The 17,764-nt window shown below is 74.4% G+C and carries 11 protein-coding genes; 6 read left to right on the forward strand and 5 right to left on the reverse strand.

Annotated features, from left to right (window positions below; all coding sequences use genetic code 11):
* Positions 1-23 precede the first annotated feature (23 nt).
* The 3 genes from ACFUJY_RS11435 to ACFUJY_RS11445 are packed head-to-tail and all read left to right on the forward strand — an operon-like array spanning position 24 to position 7,749.
* A complete protein-coding gene (locus tag ACFUJY_RS11435) occupies positions 24-6,245 on the forward strand; it encodes an amino acid adenylation domain-containing protein (protein ID WP_383297709.1) in 6,222 nt (2,073 codons plus the stop codon).
* Positions 6,245-6,451, forward strand: a complete 207-nt coding sequence (locus ACFUJY_RS11440) for an MbtH family protein (protein ID WP_383297711.1) — start codon at positions 6,245-6,247, stop codon at positions 6,449-6,451. The genes ACFUJY_RS11435 and ACFUJY_RS11440 overlap by 1 nt, the downstream gene beginning before the upstream one ends.
* A 41-nt stretch (positions 6,452-6,492) precedes the next feature.
* Entirely contained in the window at positions 6,493-7,749 is a 1,257-nt protein-coding gene (locus ACFUJY_RS11445) for a beta-ketoacyl-[acyl-carrier-protein] synthase family protein (protein WP_383297712.1), read from the forward strand.
* A 31-nt stretch (positions 7,750-7,780) separates the two neighbouring features.
* On the opposite strand, the gene ACFUJY_RS11450 is transcribed toward ACFUJY_RS11445, so the two are convergent.
* Both ACFUJY_RS11450 and panD read right to left on the reverse strand, forming a co-directional pair.
* Positions 7,781-9,169: an ATP-binding protein gene (locus tag ACFUJY_RS11450; RefSeq protein WP_383297714.1), complete on the reverse strand. Its 1,389-nt coding sequence runs from the start codon at positions 9,167-9,169 to the stop codon at positions 7,781-7,783.
* Positions 9,170-9,433: 264 nt separating this feature from the next.
* Positions 9,434-9,805, reverse strand: coding sequence for an aspartate 1-decarboxylase (gene panD, locus ACFUJY_RS11455; protein WP_383297716.1), 372 nt, complete (start codon positions 9,803-9,805; stop codon positions 9,434-9,436).
* A gap of 441 nt (positions 9,806-10,246) precedes the next feature.
* Here panD and ACFUJY_RS11460 point away from each other — a divergent pair, with 441 nt between their 5' ends.
* On the forward strand, positions 10,247-10,558 hold the full coding sequence (locus ACFUJY_RS11460; RefSeq protein WP_383297717.1) for a hypothetical protein: 312 nt from the start codon (positions 10,247-10,249) through the stop codon (positions 10,556-10,558).
* Position 10,559: 1 nt separating this feature from the next.
* On the opposite strand, the gene ACFUJY_RS11465 is transcribed toward ACFUJY_RS11460, so the two are convergent.
* Together ACFUJY_RS11465 and ACFUJY_RS11470 are read right to left on the reverse strand one after the other, a co-directional pair.
* Positions 10,560-11,549, reverse strand: coding sequence for a LuxR C-terminal-related transcriptional regulator (locus ACFUJY_RS11465; protein WP_383297718.1), 990 nt, complete (start codon positions 11,547-11,549; stop codon positions 10,560-10,562).
* A gap of 185 nt (positions 11,550-11,734) precedes the next feature.
* Positions 11,735-13,459, reverse strand: coding sequence for an acyl-CoA dehydrogenase family protein (locus ACFUJY_RS11470; RefSeq protein WP_383297720.1), 1,725 nt, complete (start codon positions 13,457-13,459; stop codon positions 11,735-11,737).
* Between the two features lie 219 nt (positions 13,460-13,678).
* On the opposite strand from ACFUJY_RS11470, the gene ACFUJY_RS11475 reads away from it, so the two are divergent.
* Both ACFUJY_RS11475 and ACFUJY_RS11480 read left to right on the forward strand, forming a co-directional pair.
* Complete coding sequence (locus tag ACFUJY_RS11475; protein WP_383297722.1) at positions 13,679-14,725, forward strand: ferritin-like domain-containing protein; 1,047 nt, start codon at positions 13,679-13,681, stop codon at positions 14,723-14,725.
* A gap of 51 nt (positions 14,726-14,776) precedes the next feature.
* Positions 14,777-16,039, forward strand: coding sequence for a beta-ketoacyl-[acyl-carrier-protein] synthase family protein (locus tag ACFUJY_RS11480; protein WP_383297724.1), 1,263 nt, complete (start codon positions 14,777-14,779; stop codon positions 16,037-16,039).
* Between the two features lie 58 nt (positions 16,040-16,097).
* On the opposite strand, the gene ACFUJY_RS11485 is transcribed toward ACFUJY_RS11480, so the two are convergent.
* Positions 16,098-17,726 carry an AMP-binding protein gene (locus ACFUJY_RS11485; RefSeq protein ID WP_383297726.1) on the reverse strand — a complete coding sequence of 543 codons (1,629 nt, stop codon included), beginning with the start codon at positions 17,724-17,726 and terminating at the stop codon, positions 16,098-16,100.
* Positions 17,727-17,764: the final 38 nt, after the last annotated feature.

The raw sequence follows: 17,764 nt of genomic DNA on the forward strand, positions 1-17,764 counted from the left end.
CCTCTCCCGCCGGAGGCTCCCCCGTGAAGCCGTCTCCTCTCGAAGCGGCCCTGCCCCTGTCGCCGTTGCAGGAAGGGATGCTCTTCCACGCCCTGTACGACGAGGAGGGCGTCGACGTCTACACGATCCAGGTCGCCTTCGGGCTGAGCGGCGCGCTCGACGCGGACCGGCTGCGGGCCGCGTGCGGGGCGCTCCTGGAACGGCATCCGGTGCTGCGGGCGGGCTTCCAGCAGCGGAAGACGGGTGAGCCCGTCCAGCTGGTGCGGCGGCGGGCCGCGGTGCCCTGGACGGACCTCGACCTGAGCGCGCTCCCGGCGGACGAGCAGCAGGACCGGCTCGCCCGCTACCGGACCGACGACCGGGCCCGGGGCTTCGACATGGGCCGCCCGCCGCTGATCCGCTTCACCCTGGCCCGGCTCGCCGACGACGAGCACGCGATGATCCTGACCTACCATCACATCCTGCTCGACGCCTGGTCGTTCCAGATCGTGCTGCGCGACCTGCTGGTGCTGTACGCGGCCGGGGGCGACGGCGGAGCGCTGCCGCCCGCAGTCCCCTTCGCCCGCTACCTCTCCTGGCTCGCCGGGCAGGACCGGGCCGCGTCCGAGGACGCCTGGGCCGAGGCGCTGGCCGGGCTCGGGGAGCCCACCCTCGTCGCGCCCGGGGCCGACGCGGCCGGGGGCGCCGCGATGCCCCGCATGGCCGCCGCCGAGCTGACCGAGGAGACGACCGGGGCGCTCACCGCCGCCGCCCGGGCGGCCGGGCTCACCCTCAACTCCGTGGTCCTGGCCGCCTGGTCGCTGGTCCTCGGCGGGCTGACCGGGCGCTGGGACGTGGTCTTCGGACAGACCGTGTCCGGCCGCCCGGCCGGGCTCGACGACGTCGAGGACATCGTGGGCCTGCTCATCAACGCCGCCCCGGTCCGGGTGCGGCTCGACCCGTACGAGGCGCTGGGCGCGCTGGCCGCCCGCATCCAGCGCGAGCAGTCGGCGCTGGAACCGCACCACCACGTGGGGCTCGCCGACATCCAGCGGCGGGCCGGGCTCGGCGAACTCTTCGACACCTCGGTGGCGTTCGGGAACGCCCCGATGAGCTGGGACGACGTGCGCGCCCCGGCCGGCGGGCTGCGGCTGACCGCCGTCGAGGGCGACGGATCGGCCGGCTCCACCCACTACCCGCTCAGCCTGATGGCCGCCCCCGGCAAGCGGCTGCGGCTGGAGGTCAACTACCGGCCGGACGTGTACGAGCGGGCCGAGGCGGAAAGCGTCGCCGCCCGCGTCCGCCACCTCCTGGAGACCTGGCTCACCGCCCCGGAGACCCCGGTGGGCCGGGTCGCCCTGCTCACCCCGGGCGAGCGCGACCGGGTGCTGGACACCTGGAACGACACCGCGCATCCGGTCGAGCCCACCACCCTGCCCCGGATGTTCGCCGAGCAGGCGGCCCGTACGCCCGACGCCGTCGCCCTCGTCGCCGAGGACGCCACGCTGACGTACGCCGAGACCGCCGAAAGGGTCCGCGCCCTGGCCGCACGGCTGCGCGGGCACGGGGTCCGGCACGGCGACACCGTGGCCGTCGCGCTGCCCCGGTCGGCCGCCCTGGTCGTCGCCCTGCACGCGGTGCAGGCGGCGGGCGCCGCCTATGTGCCGGTCGACCCGGACCTCCCGGCCGAGCGGATCGGGTGGCTCCTGGAGGACGCCGCGCCCGCGCTGCTGCTCACCGAGACCGCGACGGCCGCCGCGCTGCCGGAGACGGACGCGCCCCGGCTGCTGCTGGACGCGCCGGGCGATCCGGTGGACGTCTCCGCCGCGCCGGACGCGCCGGGAGGGGAGAGCGCCGCCTACGTCATCTTCACGTCCGGGTCGACCGGACGGCCCAAGGGCGTCATGGTGCCGCACGCCGCCGTGGTCAACCGGCTGCGCTGGATGCAGGACCGCTACCCCATCGGGCCCGGGGACCGGGTGCTCCAGAAGACGCCGTGCGGGTTCGACGTGTCGGTCTGGGAGTTCTTCTGGCCCCTGCACACCGGCGCCACCCTGGTCGTGGCGCGCCCGGACGGCCACAAGGACCCGGCCCACCTGGCGGAGCTGATCCGGCGCGAGGACGTCTCCGTCGCCCACTTCGTGCCCTCGATGCTCCAGGTCTTCCTCCAGGAACCGGCCGCCGCGCGGTGCACCGGGCTGCGGCGCGTCTTCTCCAGCGGCGAGGCGCTGCCCGTCGCCACCCAGAACCGCTTCCTGGACCTCCTCGGGCCGGCGGGCGCCGAGCTGCACAACCTGTACGGCCCGACCGAGGCGGCCGTCGACGTCACGTACTGGCAGTGCCGGCCGAACGCGGGGGCCGGGTCCGTCCCCATCGGCCGGCCCGTGTGGAACACCCGCCTCCGCGTGCTCGACAAGGCGCTGCTGCCCGTCCCGCCCGGCGTGCCCGGCGAGCTGTACCTCGCGGGCGCGCAGCTCGCCCACGGCTACGCGCACCGGCCCGTCCTCACCGCCGAGCGCTTCGTCGCCGACCCGTACGGGGAGCCCGGCGCCCGCATGTACCGCACCGGTGACGTGGTGCGCTGGACGGCCGACGGGGTCCTGGAGTACCTGGGCCGCAGCGACGACCAGGTCAAGATCCGGGGCCTGCGCGTGGAGCTCGGCGAGATCGACACCGTCCTGGCGGGCCACGCCTCGGTGGCGCAGGTCGCGACCGTCGTCCGCGAGGACCAGCCGGGCGTGAAGCGCCTGGTGTCGTACGTGGTCCCCACGGGGACCCCGGAACTGGACCCGGCCGCGCTCACCGCACACGCGGCCGGTGCCCTCCCCGAGTACATGGTGCCCGGGGCCGTGGTCCGGCTGGACCGGCTGCCGCTGACGCCGAACGGCAAGCTGGACCGCCGGGCGCTGCCCGCCCCGGCCGCCGCGACCGGCTCCGGCGGGCGGGCGCCGTCGGGCCGCGCCGAGGAGGTCCTGTGCGCGCTGTTCGCCGAGGTGCTGGGCGTCGCGGACCCCGGGGTCGACGACAGCTTCTTCGACCTCGGCGGCGACTCGATCGTCTCCATCCAACTGGTCGCCCGCGCCCGCAAGTCGGGGCTGGTGATCACCCCGAAGGACGTCTTCACGCACCGGACCGTCGCCGCCCTCGCCCGGGTCGCCCGGACGGTCGCCGACCGCCCGGCCGAGCACCCGGACGCGGGCATCGGACCGCTCCGGCCCACCCCGGTCATGCACTGGCTCCGCGAGCGCGGCGGGCCCTCCGACGGCTTCCACCAGTCGGTCCTGGTCCGTGTCCCGCACCTGGGCACCACCGACCGGCTGGCCCGTGCGGTGCAGCGGCTGCTGGACCGGCACGACGCGCTCCGCATGCGCCGCCTGGCCACCGGGCCGGGCGGCCGGGACTGGGCCCTCGACATCGCCGCGCCCGGCACGGTCCGCGCCGAGGACCTGGTGCGCCGCCGCGACGCCGCCGGCCTGGACCCGGACGCGCTGCGGGCCGCGGTTGCCGAGGAGTCCGCCGCCGCGCGCGACCGGCTCGACCCCGCCGCGCGCCGCATGGTCGAGGCGGTCTGGTTCGACGCGGGCCCCGGCGCCGACGGCCGCCTCCTGCTCACCGTGCACCACCTCGCGGTGGACGGCGTCTCCTGGCGCGTCCTGCTCCCGGACCTGCACCGGGCGTGGGAGGGTGCCGCCGACGACGGCGGTACGGCCGGACTCGACCCCGTGCACACCTCGCTGCGCACCTGGTCCGAGCGGCTGCACACGGCGGCCCGCGAGCCCTGGCACACGGACCGGCTGCCGCTCTGGGAGGAGGTCCTGTCGGGCGGCGACCCGGCGCTCGCCGCGCGCCCGCTCGACCCCGGACGCGATGTGTACGGGAGTGCCCGTTCGCTCACCCTGACCCTGCCGGCCGCGTCCACCGAACCGCTGCTGACCAGCGTGCCCGCCGCCTTCCGGACCGGGGTCAACGACATCCTGCTCACCGCGCTCGCCCTGGCCGTCGACTCCTGGCGCCGGGCGCGCGGGACGGACGGCGCGGGCGGGGTGCTCGTGGACCTGGAAGGGCACGGCCGCGAGGAGATCGCGGACGGCCTCGACCTCTCGCGTACCGCCGGGTGGTTCACCAGCCTCTACCCCGTACGGATCGACCCCGGCCCCGGTGACCTGAACCGGGCGGTGAAGCGGGTCAAGGAGCAGCTGCGGGCGGTCCCGGACCACGGCATCGGCTACGGGCTGCTGCGCCACCTCAACCCGGACACGGCGGGCAAGCTCGCCGCGTACGCGCCCCCGCAGATCGGGTTCAACTACCTCGGCCGGTTCTCCGGGCCCGGCGAAGGCGCGTGGGACATCGCGGCCGAGGCGGACGCCGTGGTGCCCGGGACCGATGACGGGCTGCCCATGCCGCACGTCATCGAGGTCAACGCCGCCACCCACGACCTGCCCGACGGGCCCCGCCTCACCGCGACCTGGTCCTGGCCCGGCGCCCTGCTCACCGAGGCCGACGCGGCGGAGCTGGGCGAGGCGTGGTTCGCCGCCCTGCGCGACCTCGTCGCCCACACCGCGCGGCCCGGAGCGGGCGGCCTCACGCCCTCCGACGTACCGCTGGTGGACATCGGACAGGACGAGCTGGAATCCCTGGAGGCCACCTGGCACCCGGGCCCGCTCGCCGGGCTGCTGCCCGCCACCCCGCTCCAGGAGGGGCTGCTGCACCACGCCCGGTACGACGGCGGGGCCGCCGACGTCTACCACGTCCAGCTCGTCGCCGCACTCGAAGGCGCCCTGGACACCGCGGCCCTGCGCCGCGCCTGCCAGGCCCTCACCGACCGGCACGAGGCGCTGCGCACCGGCTTCCCGCTCCTGGACGCCGGCGAACCCGTCCAGGCCGTCGCCGGACGCGTCGACGTGCCCTGGGCCGAGCTGGACCTGACCCGCCCCGACGGGTCGTCGCCCCGCCCCCGCCTGGACGCATTCCTGGCCCGCGACCGGCGGGCCCGGTTCGCCATGGACCGGCCGCCGCTGCTGCGCTTCACGCTGCTCAGGACGGGCCCGGACCGGCACGCCCTGGTCTTCACCAGCCACCACATCCTGACCGACGGCTGGTCCACCTCGGTGCTGCTGCGCGATCTGTTCACGCTGTACCTGAGCGGCGGCGACCCCGCCGCGCTGCCCCGGCCCGTCCCCGCCCGGGAGTACGCCGCCTGGCTGGCCGGCCGGGACCGCGAGACCGCCCGCGAGGCGTGGCGCACCGCGCTCAAGGGCCTGCCCGGGCCCTCCCTGATCGCCCCCGGCCACGACACCGGCACCCTGACGACGCTCCCCGAGCGGATCACCGCCGAACTCCCGCAGGACCTCACCGCCGCGCTCACCGCCGCCGCCCGCACGGCCGGGGTCACCCCGAACACCGTGGTCCAGGGCGCCTGGGGGCTGCTGCTCGCCGAGCTGACCGGGCGCCGGGACGTGGTGTTCGGCGCGACCGTCTCGGTCCGGCCGCCCGAACTGCCCGGCATCGAGGACATGGTGGGGCTGTACATCAACACCGTGCCGGTCCGCGTCGAGGCGGCCGACCCGGCCGAACCGCTGCGCGCCCTGCTCGTCCGCGTACAGGCCGCGCAGGCCGAACTGGCCGACCACCACCACCTCGGCCCGGCCGACGTCCAGCGCCTCGCGGGCGCCGGTCCGCTGTACGACACGTCGATCGTGTTCGAGAACTACCCCCGGGCCGCCGCCCTGCCCGCCGTGCCGGGCGCGGGGCTGCGCGTCGCGGACTTCCACGGCCGGGACGCCTACCACTACCCGCTCAAGCTGATGGCCGTCCCCGGCGACCGGATGTACCTGGAGGTCAGCCACCGCGCCGAGTTGGTGGACGCCGGACGCGCCGCCGCCGTGCTCGACCGGCTCACCGCGCTGCTCACCGCCTTCGCCGAGGACCCGGAGACCGCGACCGGGGCGCTGCCCGGGACCCCGCTGCCCGTCCTGGACGTGCGCTCCGCGCCGCCCGTGCCGCCCGCGCCCCCCGCCGCCGCACCGGAGCGCACCGAGGTGCTGTGCGCGCTGTTCGCCTCGGTGCTCGGCCGCGAACAGGTCGGCCCCGGCGAGGACTTCTTCGACGCGGGCGGCGACTCGCTGCGGGCGCTCCGGCTCGCCGGGCGCGTCCGGGAGGCGCTGGGCGTCGAACCGGACCTCGTGCAGATCCACCGTCACCGCACTCCGGCCGCCCTGGCCGCGGTGCTCGCACCCGTACGGGAACCACAGGAAGGAAGTCAGTGATGGCGAATCCGTTCGACGACGAGGAGGGGATCTTCGTGGTCCTGGTCAACGACGAGGGGCAGCACTCGCTGTGGCCGGCCTTCGCGGAGGTCCCGGCCGGCTGGGCCGTCGCGCGCGGGGAGTCCGACCGGGCGTCGGCGCTCGCGTACATCGAGGCCGAATGGACCGACATGCGGCCCAAGAGCCTCGTCGACGCCACCGCGTAACACCCCGCCCCCCTTCGTACGCCGCTGAGGAGAACGAGCCCATGTCCCGCACCCTCCACGACGTCGTGGTCACCGGCCTCGGAGCCACCACCCCCCTCGGGGGCACCGCCCCGGCCACCTGGGAGGCGCTGCTCGCCGGCCGCAGCGGCGCGGTCGCGCTCACCGGGCGCTGGGCGAAGGACCTCCCGGTACGGATCGCCGCCCGGGCCGCCGTGGAACCCGCGTCCGTCCTGGACCGGATCGAGGCCCGGCGGATGGACCGGGCCGGGCAGTTCGCCGTCGTCGCGCTCCGCGAGGCCTGGGCGGACGCCGGGTTCACCGCCCCGGCCGGGAAGGACGGCGGTCCCGACGCCGACCGGACGGCGGCGGTCGTCGGCACCGCCTTCGGCGGGCTCGGCACGGCCCTCACCAACGAGGAGGTGCTGCGGACCGGAGGAGCCCGGCGGGTCTCCCCGATCGCGGTCCCCATGCTGATGGCCAACAGCCCGGCCGCCCAGGTCAGCATGGTCGTCGGAGCCCGGGCCTGCGCCCAGGCCCCGGCCACCGCGTGCGCCGCGGGCGCCGAGGCCGTCGCGGCCGGGCTCGACCTGATCCGGCTCGGGCGCGCCGACGTGGTCGTGGCCGGCGGCACCGACGCGGCGATCCATCCGCTGGCGATGGCCGGCTTCGCGAACATGACCGCGCTGTCCCGGCGCAACGAGGACCCGGAGCGGGCCTCGCGCCCCTTCGACGTCCACCGGGACGGGTTCGTGATGGGGGAGGGGGCCGCGGTCCTCGTCCTGGAGCGGGCCGAGCACGCGCGGGCCCGCGGCGCCCGGGTCTACTGCGAGGTCGCCGGGGCCGGGACGAGCGCGGACGCCCACCACATGGCCCGGCCCGAGCCCACCGGGAGGTCCCTGGCCCGGGCGATGGAGCGGGCGCTCGCGGACGGCGGCCTGACCACCGCGGACGTGGTCCAGATCGGCGCCCACGCCACCTCGACCCCGGGCGGCGACATGATCGAGAGCCGGGCGATCGGCGCGCTGTTCGGGCCGGGCGGGGTCCCGGTGTCCGCGATCAAGTCGATGACGGGCCATCTCCTGGGCGCCGCCGGGGCGTTGTCCGCGGTGGCGGCGGTGCTCGCGCTGCGGGACCGGGTGGCGCCGGCCGCCGTGAACATCGAGGAGCTGGACGAGACCATCGAGCTGGACGTGGTCCGGGCGGCCCCGCGCCCCCTGCCCGCCGGACCGGCCGCCGTGCTGAGCAACGCGTCGGGCTTCGGCGGCCACCAGGTGGCGCTGGCCCTGCGGGCGGGGTGAGGGGGAGGGGGCGCGGGGGTTCCGGGCGGCGTCAGGCGCCGAGCGTGCGGCCGGACTCCTGGTCGAGCGTGTCGATGTACGCCTTGATCCAGCCGTAGACCCGGTAGCCGTAGCGGGTGCCGCGGTGCACGCGGATCAGTGAGGCGTCGGCGAGTTCGGCCAGGCCGCAGACGACGCTGCCCGCCGTCCAGGCGCCCGCCGGATGGTCGCTCACCACGTCCTCGACGGTGAACGAGTCGAAGGTCCGGGCCAGATGGTGCAGCAGGTCCCGCTGTTCGGCGGTCAGCAGGTCGTAGCTCCAGCGCACGCTGTCCGCGAGGGTCCTGTGGTGCGAGACGGCCGACAGGTCGAACCGGTCGAACATGTACAGCCCGGGCCCGCTGTACAGCAGGGACTCCAGCGACACGGTCCGGATGCAGTGCGCGGCGGCCTCGATCGCGCGCGGCAGCCCGTCCAGGCGCCGGCACAGCTCCGCCACCTGCGGCAGGCGGCTGCCCAGGTCGAGCGTGGGCACGGTGGACCTGGCGCGGCGCAGGAACAGCTCCACGGCCGCGGGCAGGGCCTCGCCGTCCCCCCTCGGCCCGCCGGCCGCCGCGTCCGGGCCCGGTTCGCCCGCCGGGAGCGGGGACACCTCCCAGACGTCCGCGGACAGGACGGCCGGCGGTCGCCGTGAGGTGATGAGCACCCGCAGCCCGGGGTGCGTCACGACGAGCCGCAGGACCAGCCGGGACACCGTGGCGACGACGTGTTCCGCGTTGTCCACGACGAGCAGCAGGTCCAGTTCCCGGCCGGGTTCGCGGGCGCCCGCGTCCGCGAGGACCGCGTCCACGGCCCGGTGCACCTGGTCCCGCGCGGCGGCCGGGTCCGCCGACTCCGGGACGCACGGGCCCAGCTCGACCACGCCGACCCCGTTGCGGAAACGTTCCTGGAGGCGGGCGGCGGCGGTCAGGGCGAGCCGGGTCTTGCCGACGCCGCCGGGTCCGGTGAGGACGAGCAGCCTGCCCCGCCGCATGGTGCCCAGGACATGGCGCAGGTCGTCGTCGCGCCCGGCCATGGCCTCGGTGAGCGGGCGGGGGCCGCGCCAGCGGTCCGGGTCGACCGGGTGCGGCCAGTGCCCGGAGCCGCCGCGCTGCCGGGGCAGGAAGAGCGGGGTGACCTCGTGGCCGGGGTGGAGGCCCTCGGCGCCGGCGAGTTCGGCGAGCGAGGTCCCGAAGGCGCCCAGCAGGAGGTCGACGGAGGCGCGGCGGGGCCGCTTGTTGGAGCCGGTCTCGATGTTGCGGATGGTGCGTACGCTGACCCCGGAGCGCTCCGCCAGCTCCTCCTGGGTCCAGCCGCGCGCCTGTCTTCGCTCGGCGAGCAGGTGGCGCAGCCGGCGGACGTCCGGCGTCGCGGACATGGGCTGTTCGATGGCCTCGATCATGGTGCAGATCCCCCGATTCCCTCTCGTGGCCGTGGCGGTGTGACGCCCCGCCCCGTCCGCCCGGGAGCGGACCAGGGCCTTGCCTTTGGATCATGCCGGGCTCGCGGGCTCTGGTGCCGCGCCTCGCGGCGTTGTCGTCAATCACCAACGCTCCGCGTTGATTCAATCCTCCGCCTTGCGATGCACGGCACCAGAGCCCGCTCCCTGATCCGGCCTGATCCAAAGGCAAGGCCCTGGGGCACGGGGGCGTCCGGTGTCACCTGGTCACGAGGCGGGGTCGCTGCCGACGTGGGCGATGCGGTTGTTCTCGTCGACGAAGACGACGCGCGGCTCCCGCTTGCCGATCTCGTCCTCCTCCATCGACCCGTAGGCGATGATGATGACGATGTCGCCCGGGGCGACCAGCCGGGCCGCCGCGCCGTTGATGCAGACGACGCCCGAGCCGCGCTCGCCTTCGATGATGTACGTCTCCAGGCGCGAGCCGTTGTTGACGTCCACGATGGCCACCTGCTCGCCGAGCAGCAGGTCCGCCGCCTCCATGAGGTCGGGGTCCAGGGTGAGTGAGCCGACGTAGTTCAGGTCGGCCTCGGTGACCGTCGCCCGGTGGATCTTGGACTTGAGCATGGTGCGGCGCATCGGGAAGTTCCCCCTTCGAAGCGGTCCGGATTCCGTTGAGGCGAATGAGAGATGGAGGGAATCCGGCCAGATGTTGACGTTGGCGTTTCCGGCGGGGGGTCGTCCGTACATGATGGAAGAAACCCCCGCCGGGTGGATTCTGCTCATGCGAACACACGCACGGAAGGGGGTATTGGTGGCAGCATTTTCCCGATGGCAGCACGGTGCCAAAGGAGCGGCACGGGGACGGGCCGCCGGCTCGCCGCACCCCTCGCCATCTGCGGTGACACCCGGCTCGGCGGCCGACGTGGCATGAGGCTGCCGCTGGTCCTTTGCTGCCACCGGAAAACCTTTCCCGGCGCCGTCTTTTCGCCCAGAATGGATCACGGACAGAACAGAGTTACCCGTCGCAGGCCGGTTCCAGGACCACCGGGCGGGGGATGACAATGGGGGGACAAAGACATGAGCAGCGCTGGTCGAATATTGGGCTTCGCGACCGCCGCGGTTGTGTTCTCGTTCGTTTCTCTGGGTGCGACCGCCCAGGCCGACACCGGCGCCGGTCCCGCGGACGCCGGGGTCTCCCTGCGCTGCGAGGGCGCCGGCGCGTCCGTGGAGGGGAACCTGAACTGGGACCTGGTGCCCGACGGGAACCTGAACTGGGACTCCGTGCCCGACGGCCTGGACCTGGACCTCGGTCTCGACGTGGACCTGCCCGACGGGAACCTGAACTGGGACTCGGCGCCCGTCTGCACGGTCGCCGCCGGGGTGAACTAGTTCAGATCCAGCCGCGCTGCCCCGCCCGGAGACCGGCCTCGAACCGGCTCCGGGCGTTGAGGCGTTCGCTCAGGTCGGCCGTCATCCTGCGCACCGTGCGCAGGGACACACCGAGGCTCTTGCTCGCGGCGGCGTCGGTGAGGCCCTGGGCGAGGAGCCGCAGCAACTCCTGTTCCCGCCGCGCGAGTCCGTGCTGGTCCAGCTCCTCGCAGCGGTCGTGCCCGTCGCCGAGCGGGACGGCGTCCGACCAGACCCGTTCGAAGAGCTCGACGAGCGCCTTCACCACCCCGGGCGAGTTGATCTGGACGGCGCCCTTGCGGGTGTGGTCCGGGTCCATGGGCAGGATCGCCACCGTGCGGTCGATCACCGCCATCCGGATCGGCAGCACCGGCACGGTCCGCACCTGGCCGCCGATGCCGGTCAGCCAGCCGGCGTACTCCACGGTCGTGGGATCGTTGCGGACGCTGTCCAGGTAGACCGTGCGCATCCGCACCCCGCGCCCGATGACGTCGCTGTCGAGCGGTTTGCTCGCGGCGAGGCTCGCCGCCGACTGGCCGCCGCCCGGATTGAACGTCATGCACTCCTGCCGGGCCGCGTCGGCCAGATCCTGCATGCGCTCCTGTACGGAGTCCATGCCGATCAGGCGCTCCGCGTCCGGCTGCGAACGCGACGGGTACAGATGCCCGAACTCCGCCAGCATCGCGCGGATGTCCGCCCGGGTGCGCTCGTACTCCTTCTGCCGGTCGTGCAGTTCGGTGAGCTGATCGCTCAACAGGGAGTACAGGCTCAGGTTCGGGTCCACGGGCCGCAGCTCGTCGTGGTGCGGGACGGCCAGGAGCTTGCGGTCGATCAGCTGGTCGACTGCCCGCCGCACCTGCTCCTCGGTCAGATTCAGCCGCTGCCGCACATCGCTCGGCCGCAGCCCGTGGTTCTCGAGGATGAGCCGGTACACATCCTCTTCATGGGATTCGAAGCCCAATCTGCTCAGCATTGTTGTCCCCCACAACGCATACCGAGGAGTGACGCAACCGGTGCGCACCCCTGTGGGGCCCCTGTCCATCGGCCCCTCGACCCGCAGGAGTGTAGCTCCGGTGAAGGGTTGACTGTAGGTGCGTGTATGCGTATATGTCCGCATCTTTTGACGGCACGGTTGGCCTAGTGCCGGTCAAAAGAGGGTCAAGACACGGTAGGGAGAAGCGAGAAGTCTTCACCTTTCGCCAGCGATTCCTCCACACCGCGCACAAATTCCCGCTGGTGCCGCTCGCCCAGCAGCCGGCCGGGTTCCAGCCGTTGCACGAGGCGCTGGAGCGCCAGAATCAGCCATCCGTCGCCGCGCACCGCGCTCCGCTCCCGCTCACCCCCGTACAGCCACACGTACAGGCAGGACGCCGCCGCGTGCAGCACGCAGTGCCGGGCCGCCGCGCGGGACGCCGCCACCGAGTCCGGCGCCCGGCCCGCCCCGGCCACATCGGCGTACAGGGCCGTCCGGTGCGCCGACAGCTCGGCCAGTACGAGGGCGAGTTCGGCCGCCGACTCCTCGTCCAGCCGCTCCTTCGCGACGGCCGCCGCCTCCCGCACGGCATCCGTCCAGCCCCGGGTGATCTCGTCCTGGGCGGCGCTGGTGAGCTGGAGGACATCGCCGGACGGGGACCACACCGGCGCCTCGCGCGACCAGTCGAACAGGGCGCGCAGCACCTCGCGGCCCCCCTCGGCCGGCCGGTCCGCGACGGCGGCGACCGTCGGCAACTGGGTCGCGATGCTGTGCAGGTTGACGTGCGTCGTGCCCTCGAAGACCGTCGTGATGGCGTGGTCGCGGCGCAGCTTCTGGAGGGCCCCCGACGCGACGCCCTCGCGCAGGTAGCCGCGCGCGCCCAGCACCTTGCCCATGTGGTCGAGCACCTCCTCGCCCATCACCGGGACCAGGTACTTCACGACCGACGACCACAGACTCATCCGCGACGGCACCACCGACAGGGCCCGCGCCACGGGCAGCGCCACGCACTCGGCGATCAGGAGGTCGAGATGGGCGCCCACCAGGTGCTCCCGCACCACGGGGATCTCCTTGACCGGTGCCCCGTAGAGCACCCGCTCATTCGCGTACCGCATCCCGATCCGCAGCGCCGAGTCCATGGTGCCCAGGGACATCGCGCCGATCGCGGTCCGGGTGATCTGGAGCGTCTTCAGCACCGAGGCGAGCCCCCGGTACGGCCGGCCGACCAGCGCCGTGCGGGGTATGCGCGCGTCGTGGAACGTGATCCCGCTCAGGTCGTGGCCGCGCAGACCGGCGCCCTTCACGAACGGGGTGTTCGTCCACATGCCGTCCGCCAGCCGTTCCTTGTCCACCAGGAACAGGGACAGCCCGCGCCCGTCGTGCTGGGCGAGGACGCTGACGAACCGCGACCTGGTCGCGTTGCCGACCGGCCACTTCTCACCGTTGAGGACGACGTCGTCACCGTCCGAGACGGCCGTCGTGCCGCCGGCCGCGAGGTCGCTGCCGTGGTCGCGCTCCGAGATGCCGAAGCAGGCCATCGCCCCGGCGGCCAGCCCCGCGGCGACCGGGGCGCGCTGCTCGTCGGTGCCCCACAGCCACACGGGCGCGGCGCCCAGCAGGGTGGAGCCGAACAGCACGGAGAACGTCAGGTTGCGCCGGGCCAGGGTGCGGGTCAGCAGGAGGGCCGTCTCCAGGTTCCGCAGCCGTCCGCCGTCGCCCTCCGGGACCAGGAAGTCGGCGAACCCCCATTCCAGCAGCAGTTTCTTCGCTCCGGCGGGCAGTTCGCCGCGCTCCTCGGCCGCGACGATCCCGGCGAACGAGAACGGCCCTTCGCCGTCGGTTGGGTCGCCGAGCAGCCTTTCGAGGGAGGCGACGACGTCGAGGGTCGGCCGGGCGTGCTCCAGGGTCATGGGAACAGCTCCATGAGGGTGGTGGGAGGTGGCGCCCGCCGGGTTGCGGGGGCGTGGGCGCCCATGCTCGGCGCGCGGGCGCACACGCCACCAGGCAACCGACCGGCAGCTGTTGATGCCCGCAAATTGCCCAGGGCCTTCCTGGCCGCCGGCCACCGGGGACGGGAGGGTGTGGGCCGGGGCCGACGGGCCACGGTGGATGAAAGGATCGCGTTCCCGATGACCGACGTTTCCGTTGAGGGCTCGGCCCCTCCGCGCGGCGAGGACGGCACGGCCGACTCGACGCTCTTCACCCTCGACCGGGCCCGCGAGGACCTGATGGAGGTCGACGCCTCCATCCGCGCCTGCCTCACCTGGGACTACGACGGGCGCGACACCCGCATCTGGAAGCTGTACCAGCGCAACAAGCAGAACCAGTGGGACGCCGACACGGACATCGACTGGGACTACGACGTGCGCTTCGGCGCCCCGCTGTCCGACGACCAGAGCGCGGGCCTCGCCTCGTTCGTCGTCTCCGAGAACAGCCCCGTCCCCCGCGAACTGCTCAACAGCTTCCGCTGGGAGTACCAGGCGTGGATGGTCAGCCAGTTCCTGCACGGGGAACAGGGCGCCCTCGTCACCACGGCCCGGCTGGTGGAGACCGTCCCCGATCTGGAGGCCAAGGTGTACGCGGCCTCCCAGGTCGCCGACGAGGCCCGGCACGTCGAGGCGTTCGCCCGGTACATCGACGAGAAGATCGGCGTCTCCTACCCGATCAACCCCGGCCTCAAGTCCCTGCTGCGGGACCTGCTCGCCGAGTCCCGCTGGGACGTGGTCTACCTCGGCATGCAGGTCATCGTGGAAGGGCTCGCCCTGGCCGCGACCCGGCTCGCCAGCAGCGGCTTCGGCGACCCGCTGATCACCTCGATCACCCGGATGATCGCCAAGGACGAGGCCCGCCACATCGGTTTCGGCGTGGTCTCCCTGACCGGCCTCTACAACGACATGACGACCCGGGAGCGCGAGGAGCGCGAGGCGTTCCTGCTGGAGGCCGTCCACCTGATGTCCCGCCGGTTCCTGCTCCGCGAGGTCTGGGAGAACATGGGCCTCGACGTCGAACGGGGCCTCGCCTTCGCCCGTACCGACCCGATGATGTTCGGCTACCGGCAGCTGCTGTTCCAGCAGGTGATCCACGTCCTGCGGCAGCTCGGCCTGCTCACCCCGAAGCTGCGCGAGCTGTTCCTCGCCGAGAACCTGGCCCGGCCCGAGGCGCTGCGCACCGCCTAGGACAGGCCCTCGGGCCCGTCCGCACCCCGAAGCGGAAGGAGAGGGCCGGCGATGTCCGTCGCCCGTACCCGCCTGTCCGAGGTCGTCGTCACCGGCCTCGGCGCCACCACCCCGCTGGGCGGCGACGCCCCCACCACCTGGCGCGGCATCGTCGCGGGCCGGTCCGCCGCCCGCGCCCTCACCGAGCCCTGGGCCGGCGCACTGCCCGTCCGCATCGCCGCCCGGGCCGCCGTCGAACCCGACACCGTCCTGGACCGGACCCGGGCCCGCCGGCTCGACCGGGCCGCCCGGTTCGCGCTCGTCGCCGCCGAGGAGGCATGGGCGGACGCCGGCTTCCGCGGCCCGGCCGGTGACCACGGGCAGCCGCCCGCCGAACGCGTCGGCGTCGTCCTGGGCAGCGGCATCGGGGGCGTCGGCGCCCTCCTGCGCGCCCAGGAGCAGCTGCGCACCGGACGGGAGCGCGCCATCTCCCCGTACACCGTGCCCATGGTCATGGTGAACGGCGCCGCCGGGGCGGTCAGCCTCGCGCTCAACGCCCGCGCCGCCGCCCACTCCCCGGCGGGGGCCTGCGCGGCCGGGGCGGAGGCGGTCGCGGCGGGCCTGGACATGATCCGGCTCGGCCGCGCCGACGTCGTCGCGGTCGGCGGCAGCGAGGCGATCATCGGCCCCCTGACGCTCACCGCGTTCGCCTCGATGCACGCGGTCTCCCGGCGCAACGACGACCCGGCGGGCGCCTCCCGCCCCTACGACAAGCAGCGCGACGGGTTCGTCCTCGGCGAGGGCGCGGCCGTCCTCGTCCTGGAGTCCGCCGAGCACGCCCGGGCCCGGGGCGCCCGGGTCTACTGCGAGCTGGCGGGGGCCGGGGTGAGCGCGGACGCCCACCACATGGTGCGGCCCCAACCGGACGGCCTCGGCCTGGCGAGCGCCCTGCGCAAGGCACTCGCGGACGCGGCCCTGGCCCCGGCGGACGTGGCGCACGTCAGCGCCCACGCCACGTCGACCCCGCAGGGCGACATCGCGGAGAGCCGGGCGCTCAACCACGTACTGGGGGAGTCCGGTTACGCCGTCTCGGCGGTCAAGTCGGCGGCCGGCCACCTGATCGGCGGCTCCGGCGCACTGGGGGCGCTCGCCGCCGTCATGTCCCTGCGGGACCGCACGGCCCCGCCCGTCGCGAACCTGGCCGACGTGGACGACGCCATCGCGCTGGACGTGGTCCGCACCGTGCCCCGCGCCCTGCCGGCCGGCGACCTCGCGGCCCTGTCCAACGCGGCGGGCTTCGGCGGCCACAACGTGGTGCTGGCGTTCCGCTCGTAGACGCCACAGAAGAGGGGGCCGGTCGCCGACCGGCCCCCTCCTCCCGTACGCGTACGGTTCAGGCCACCGTGTCCGTGAGCGTGCCGTCGCACAGCCGCTTCCACATCAGCCGGCGGCGCGGCTTGCCGCTCGACGTGACCGCCAGGCCGCTGCGGCGGACGTGGACGAGCAGCAGTTCCGCGTCGGGGAGCGACTCCGTGACGACCTCCCGGGCGACCGCGTCCCACTCCGGCTTGGCGCCCTCCATCACCACGGCGGCCGTCGCGACGCCGTCCCGGAAGCCCAGCAGCACGGCCGCCCGGCGCTCGGTGACGCCCAGCTCGTGCAGCCGGCCCTCCAGGCTCTCCGCGAAGACCATCTTGCCGTTCATCTTGATGCCGTCACCGAGCCGGCCGAGGACGAACAGCTGCCCGTCCCGCAGGAACCCGGCGTCGCCCGAGCGCAGCACCCCCGACGCCAGACTGGTGCCGGAGGCCGAACCCGCCTCGCCGACATAGCTGTTGCCGCGCACCGAGGTCCCGCCGACGACGATCTCGCCCACGGTGCCGTCGGGCACCGGCCGGTCGTCCTCGTCCAGCACGGAGACCGTGACGCCCTCCATCGGGCGCCCGCAGCCGACGATCCGGGCCGTGCCGGGCCGCCCGTCCTCGCCGTCCGGTGCGGAAGCCGTCCAGCCCTCGTCCGGGGCCAGTCCGGTCACCCCGAGCGTCGCCTCCGCGCCCCCGTACGCCGGGGTGAAGACGCCGCGCCGGAAGCCGTACGGGCCGAGCAGCGCCTCGATCGCCTCCAGGGCGTCCGGGTCGATGCGCTCGGCGCCCAGGCTGACCGACTGCAGGGCGCTGAAGTCCAGGCCCTCCAGGGCGGCCGGGCGGACCCGGCGCAGGATGTACGCGAGGCCGAAGTTGGGCATCGCGGTCAGGCCGATCCGGTTCTCGCTCATGCAGCGCAGGTAGCGCATCGGGTCGCGCAGGAAGTGCTCGGGCTGCATCAGCCAGCCGTCGCACCCGGTGACCACCATGTTGATCAGGCAGCCGGTGAGGCCGAAGTCGTGGTGCACGGGCATCCAGCTGATGCCGGCGTCCTCGGGGCGCCACCGCAGCCGGCGCCGCATCGCGGTGATGTTGGCGCGCAGCGCGTCGGACGCGACCCGGACGCCGCGCGAGAAGCCGCTCGACCCGGAGGTGAACTGGAGCAGCGCGTGGTCCGGCAGCGGGTACGGGGCGGGCGCCGGCTCCACGCCGCGCACCAGCTCGTCGAAGAGGACCGGCTGGCGGATGCCGAGCCCGGCGGCCGTCTTGCTGACCGCCTCGAAGGAGTCCTCGTCGCAGATGGTGAGGGCCGGGGCCGCCGTGCGGAAGAGGTGGTCGACGTGGCGCTGGTAGTCCTCGCTGCGCTGGAACGCGAACGGCGGCGCGATCGAGGACGGCGTCGCCCCGGCCGCGAGCGCGCCGAACAGGCTGGCCGCGAAGCCCGGGCTGGAGCGCTGCACCACGACCACCACGTCGTTGCGGCGCACCCCGTGCGCGCGCAGCGCGGCGGCCGTGGTGAGGGTCAGCCGGGCCAGCGACCGGTAGGAGTGGAAGTCCCAGCTGTCACGGGGTCCGGCGAAGTAGAGCCCGCGGTCGGCCGGCGCGTCGGTCAGCCACTCCAGCAGGGCGCGGTCGGGATAGCTCTCGGGACGGGTCAAAGCAGTGGTCCTCTCAGCCTCTGCGGGCATTGCTGCGC

It is taken from the genome of Streptomyces sp. NPDC057249 (assembly GCF_042669245.1).
Lineage (GTDB): Bacteria > Actinomycetota > Actinomycetes > Streptomycetales > Streptomycetaceae > Streptomyces.

Excerpts from the sequence above, each read along its gene's own strand:
- ACFUJY_RS11440 (WP_383297711.1), top strand. The coding sequence starts at position 6,245 with ATGGCGAATCCGTTCGACGACGAGGAGGGGATCTTCGTGGTCCTGGTC.
- ACFUJY_RS11445 (WP_383297712.1), top strand. The coding sequence starts at position 6,493 with ATGTCCCGCACCCTCCACGACGTCGTGGTCACCGGCCTCGGAGCCACC.
- ACFUJY_RS11450 (WP_383297714.1), bottom strand. The coding sequence starts at position 9,169 with ATGATCGAGGCCATCGAACAGCCCATGTCCGCGACGCCGGACGTCCGC.
- panD (WP_383297716.1), bottom strand. The coding sequence starts at position 9,805 with ATGCGCCGCACCATGCTCAAGTCCAAGATCCACCGGGCGACGGTCACC.
- ACFUJY_RS11460 (WP_383297717.1), top strand. The coding sequence starts at position 10,247 with ATGAGCAGCGCTGGTCGAATATTGGGCTTCGCGACCGCCGCGGTTGTG.
- ACFUJY_RS11465 (WP_383297718.1), bottom strand. The coding sequence starts at position 11,549 with ATGCTGAGCAGATTGGGCTTCGAATCCCATGAAGAGGATGTGTACCGG.
- ACFUJY_RS11470 (WP_383297720.1), bottom strand. The coding sequence starts at position 13,459 with ATGACCCTGGAGCACGCCCGGCCGACCCTCGACGTCGTCGCCTCCCTC.
- ACFUJY_RS11475 (WP_383297722.1), top strand. The coding sequence starts at position 13,679 with ATGACCGACGTTTCCGTTGAGGGCTCGGCCCCTCCGCGCGGCGAGGAC.
- ACFUJY_RS11480 (WP_383297724.1), top strand. The coding sequence starts at position 14,777 with ATGTCCGTCGCCCGTACCCGCCTGTCCGAGGTCGTCGTCACCGGCCTC.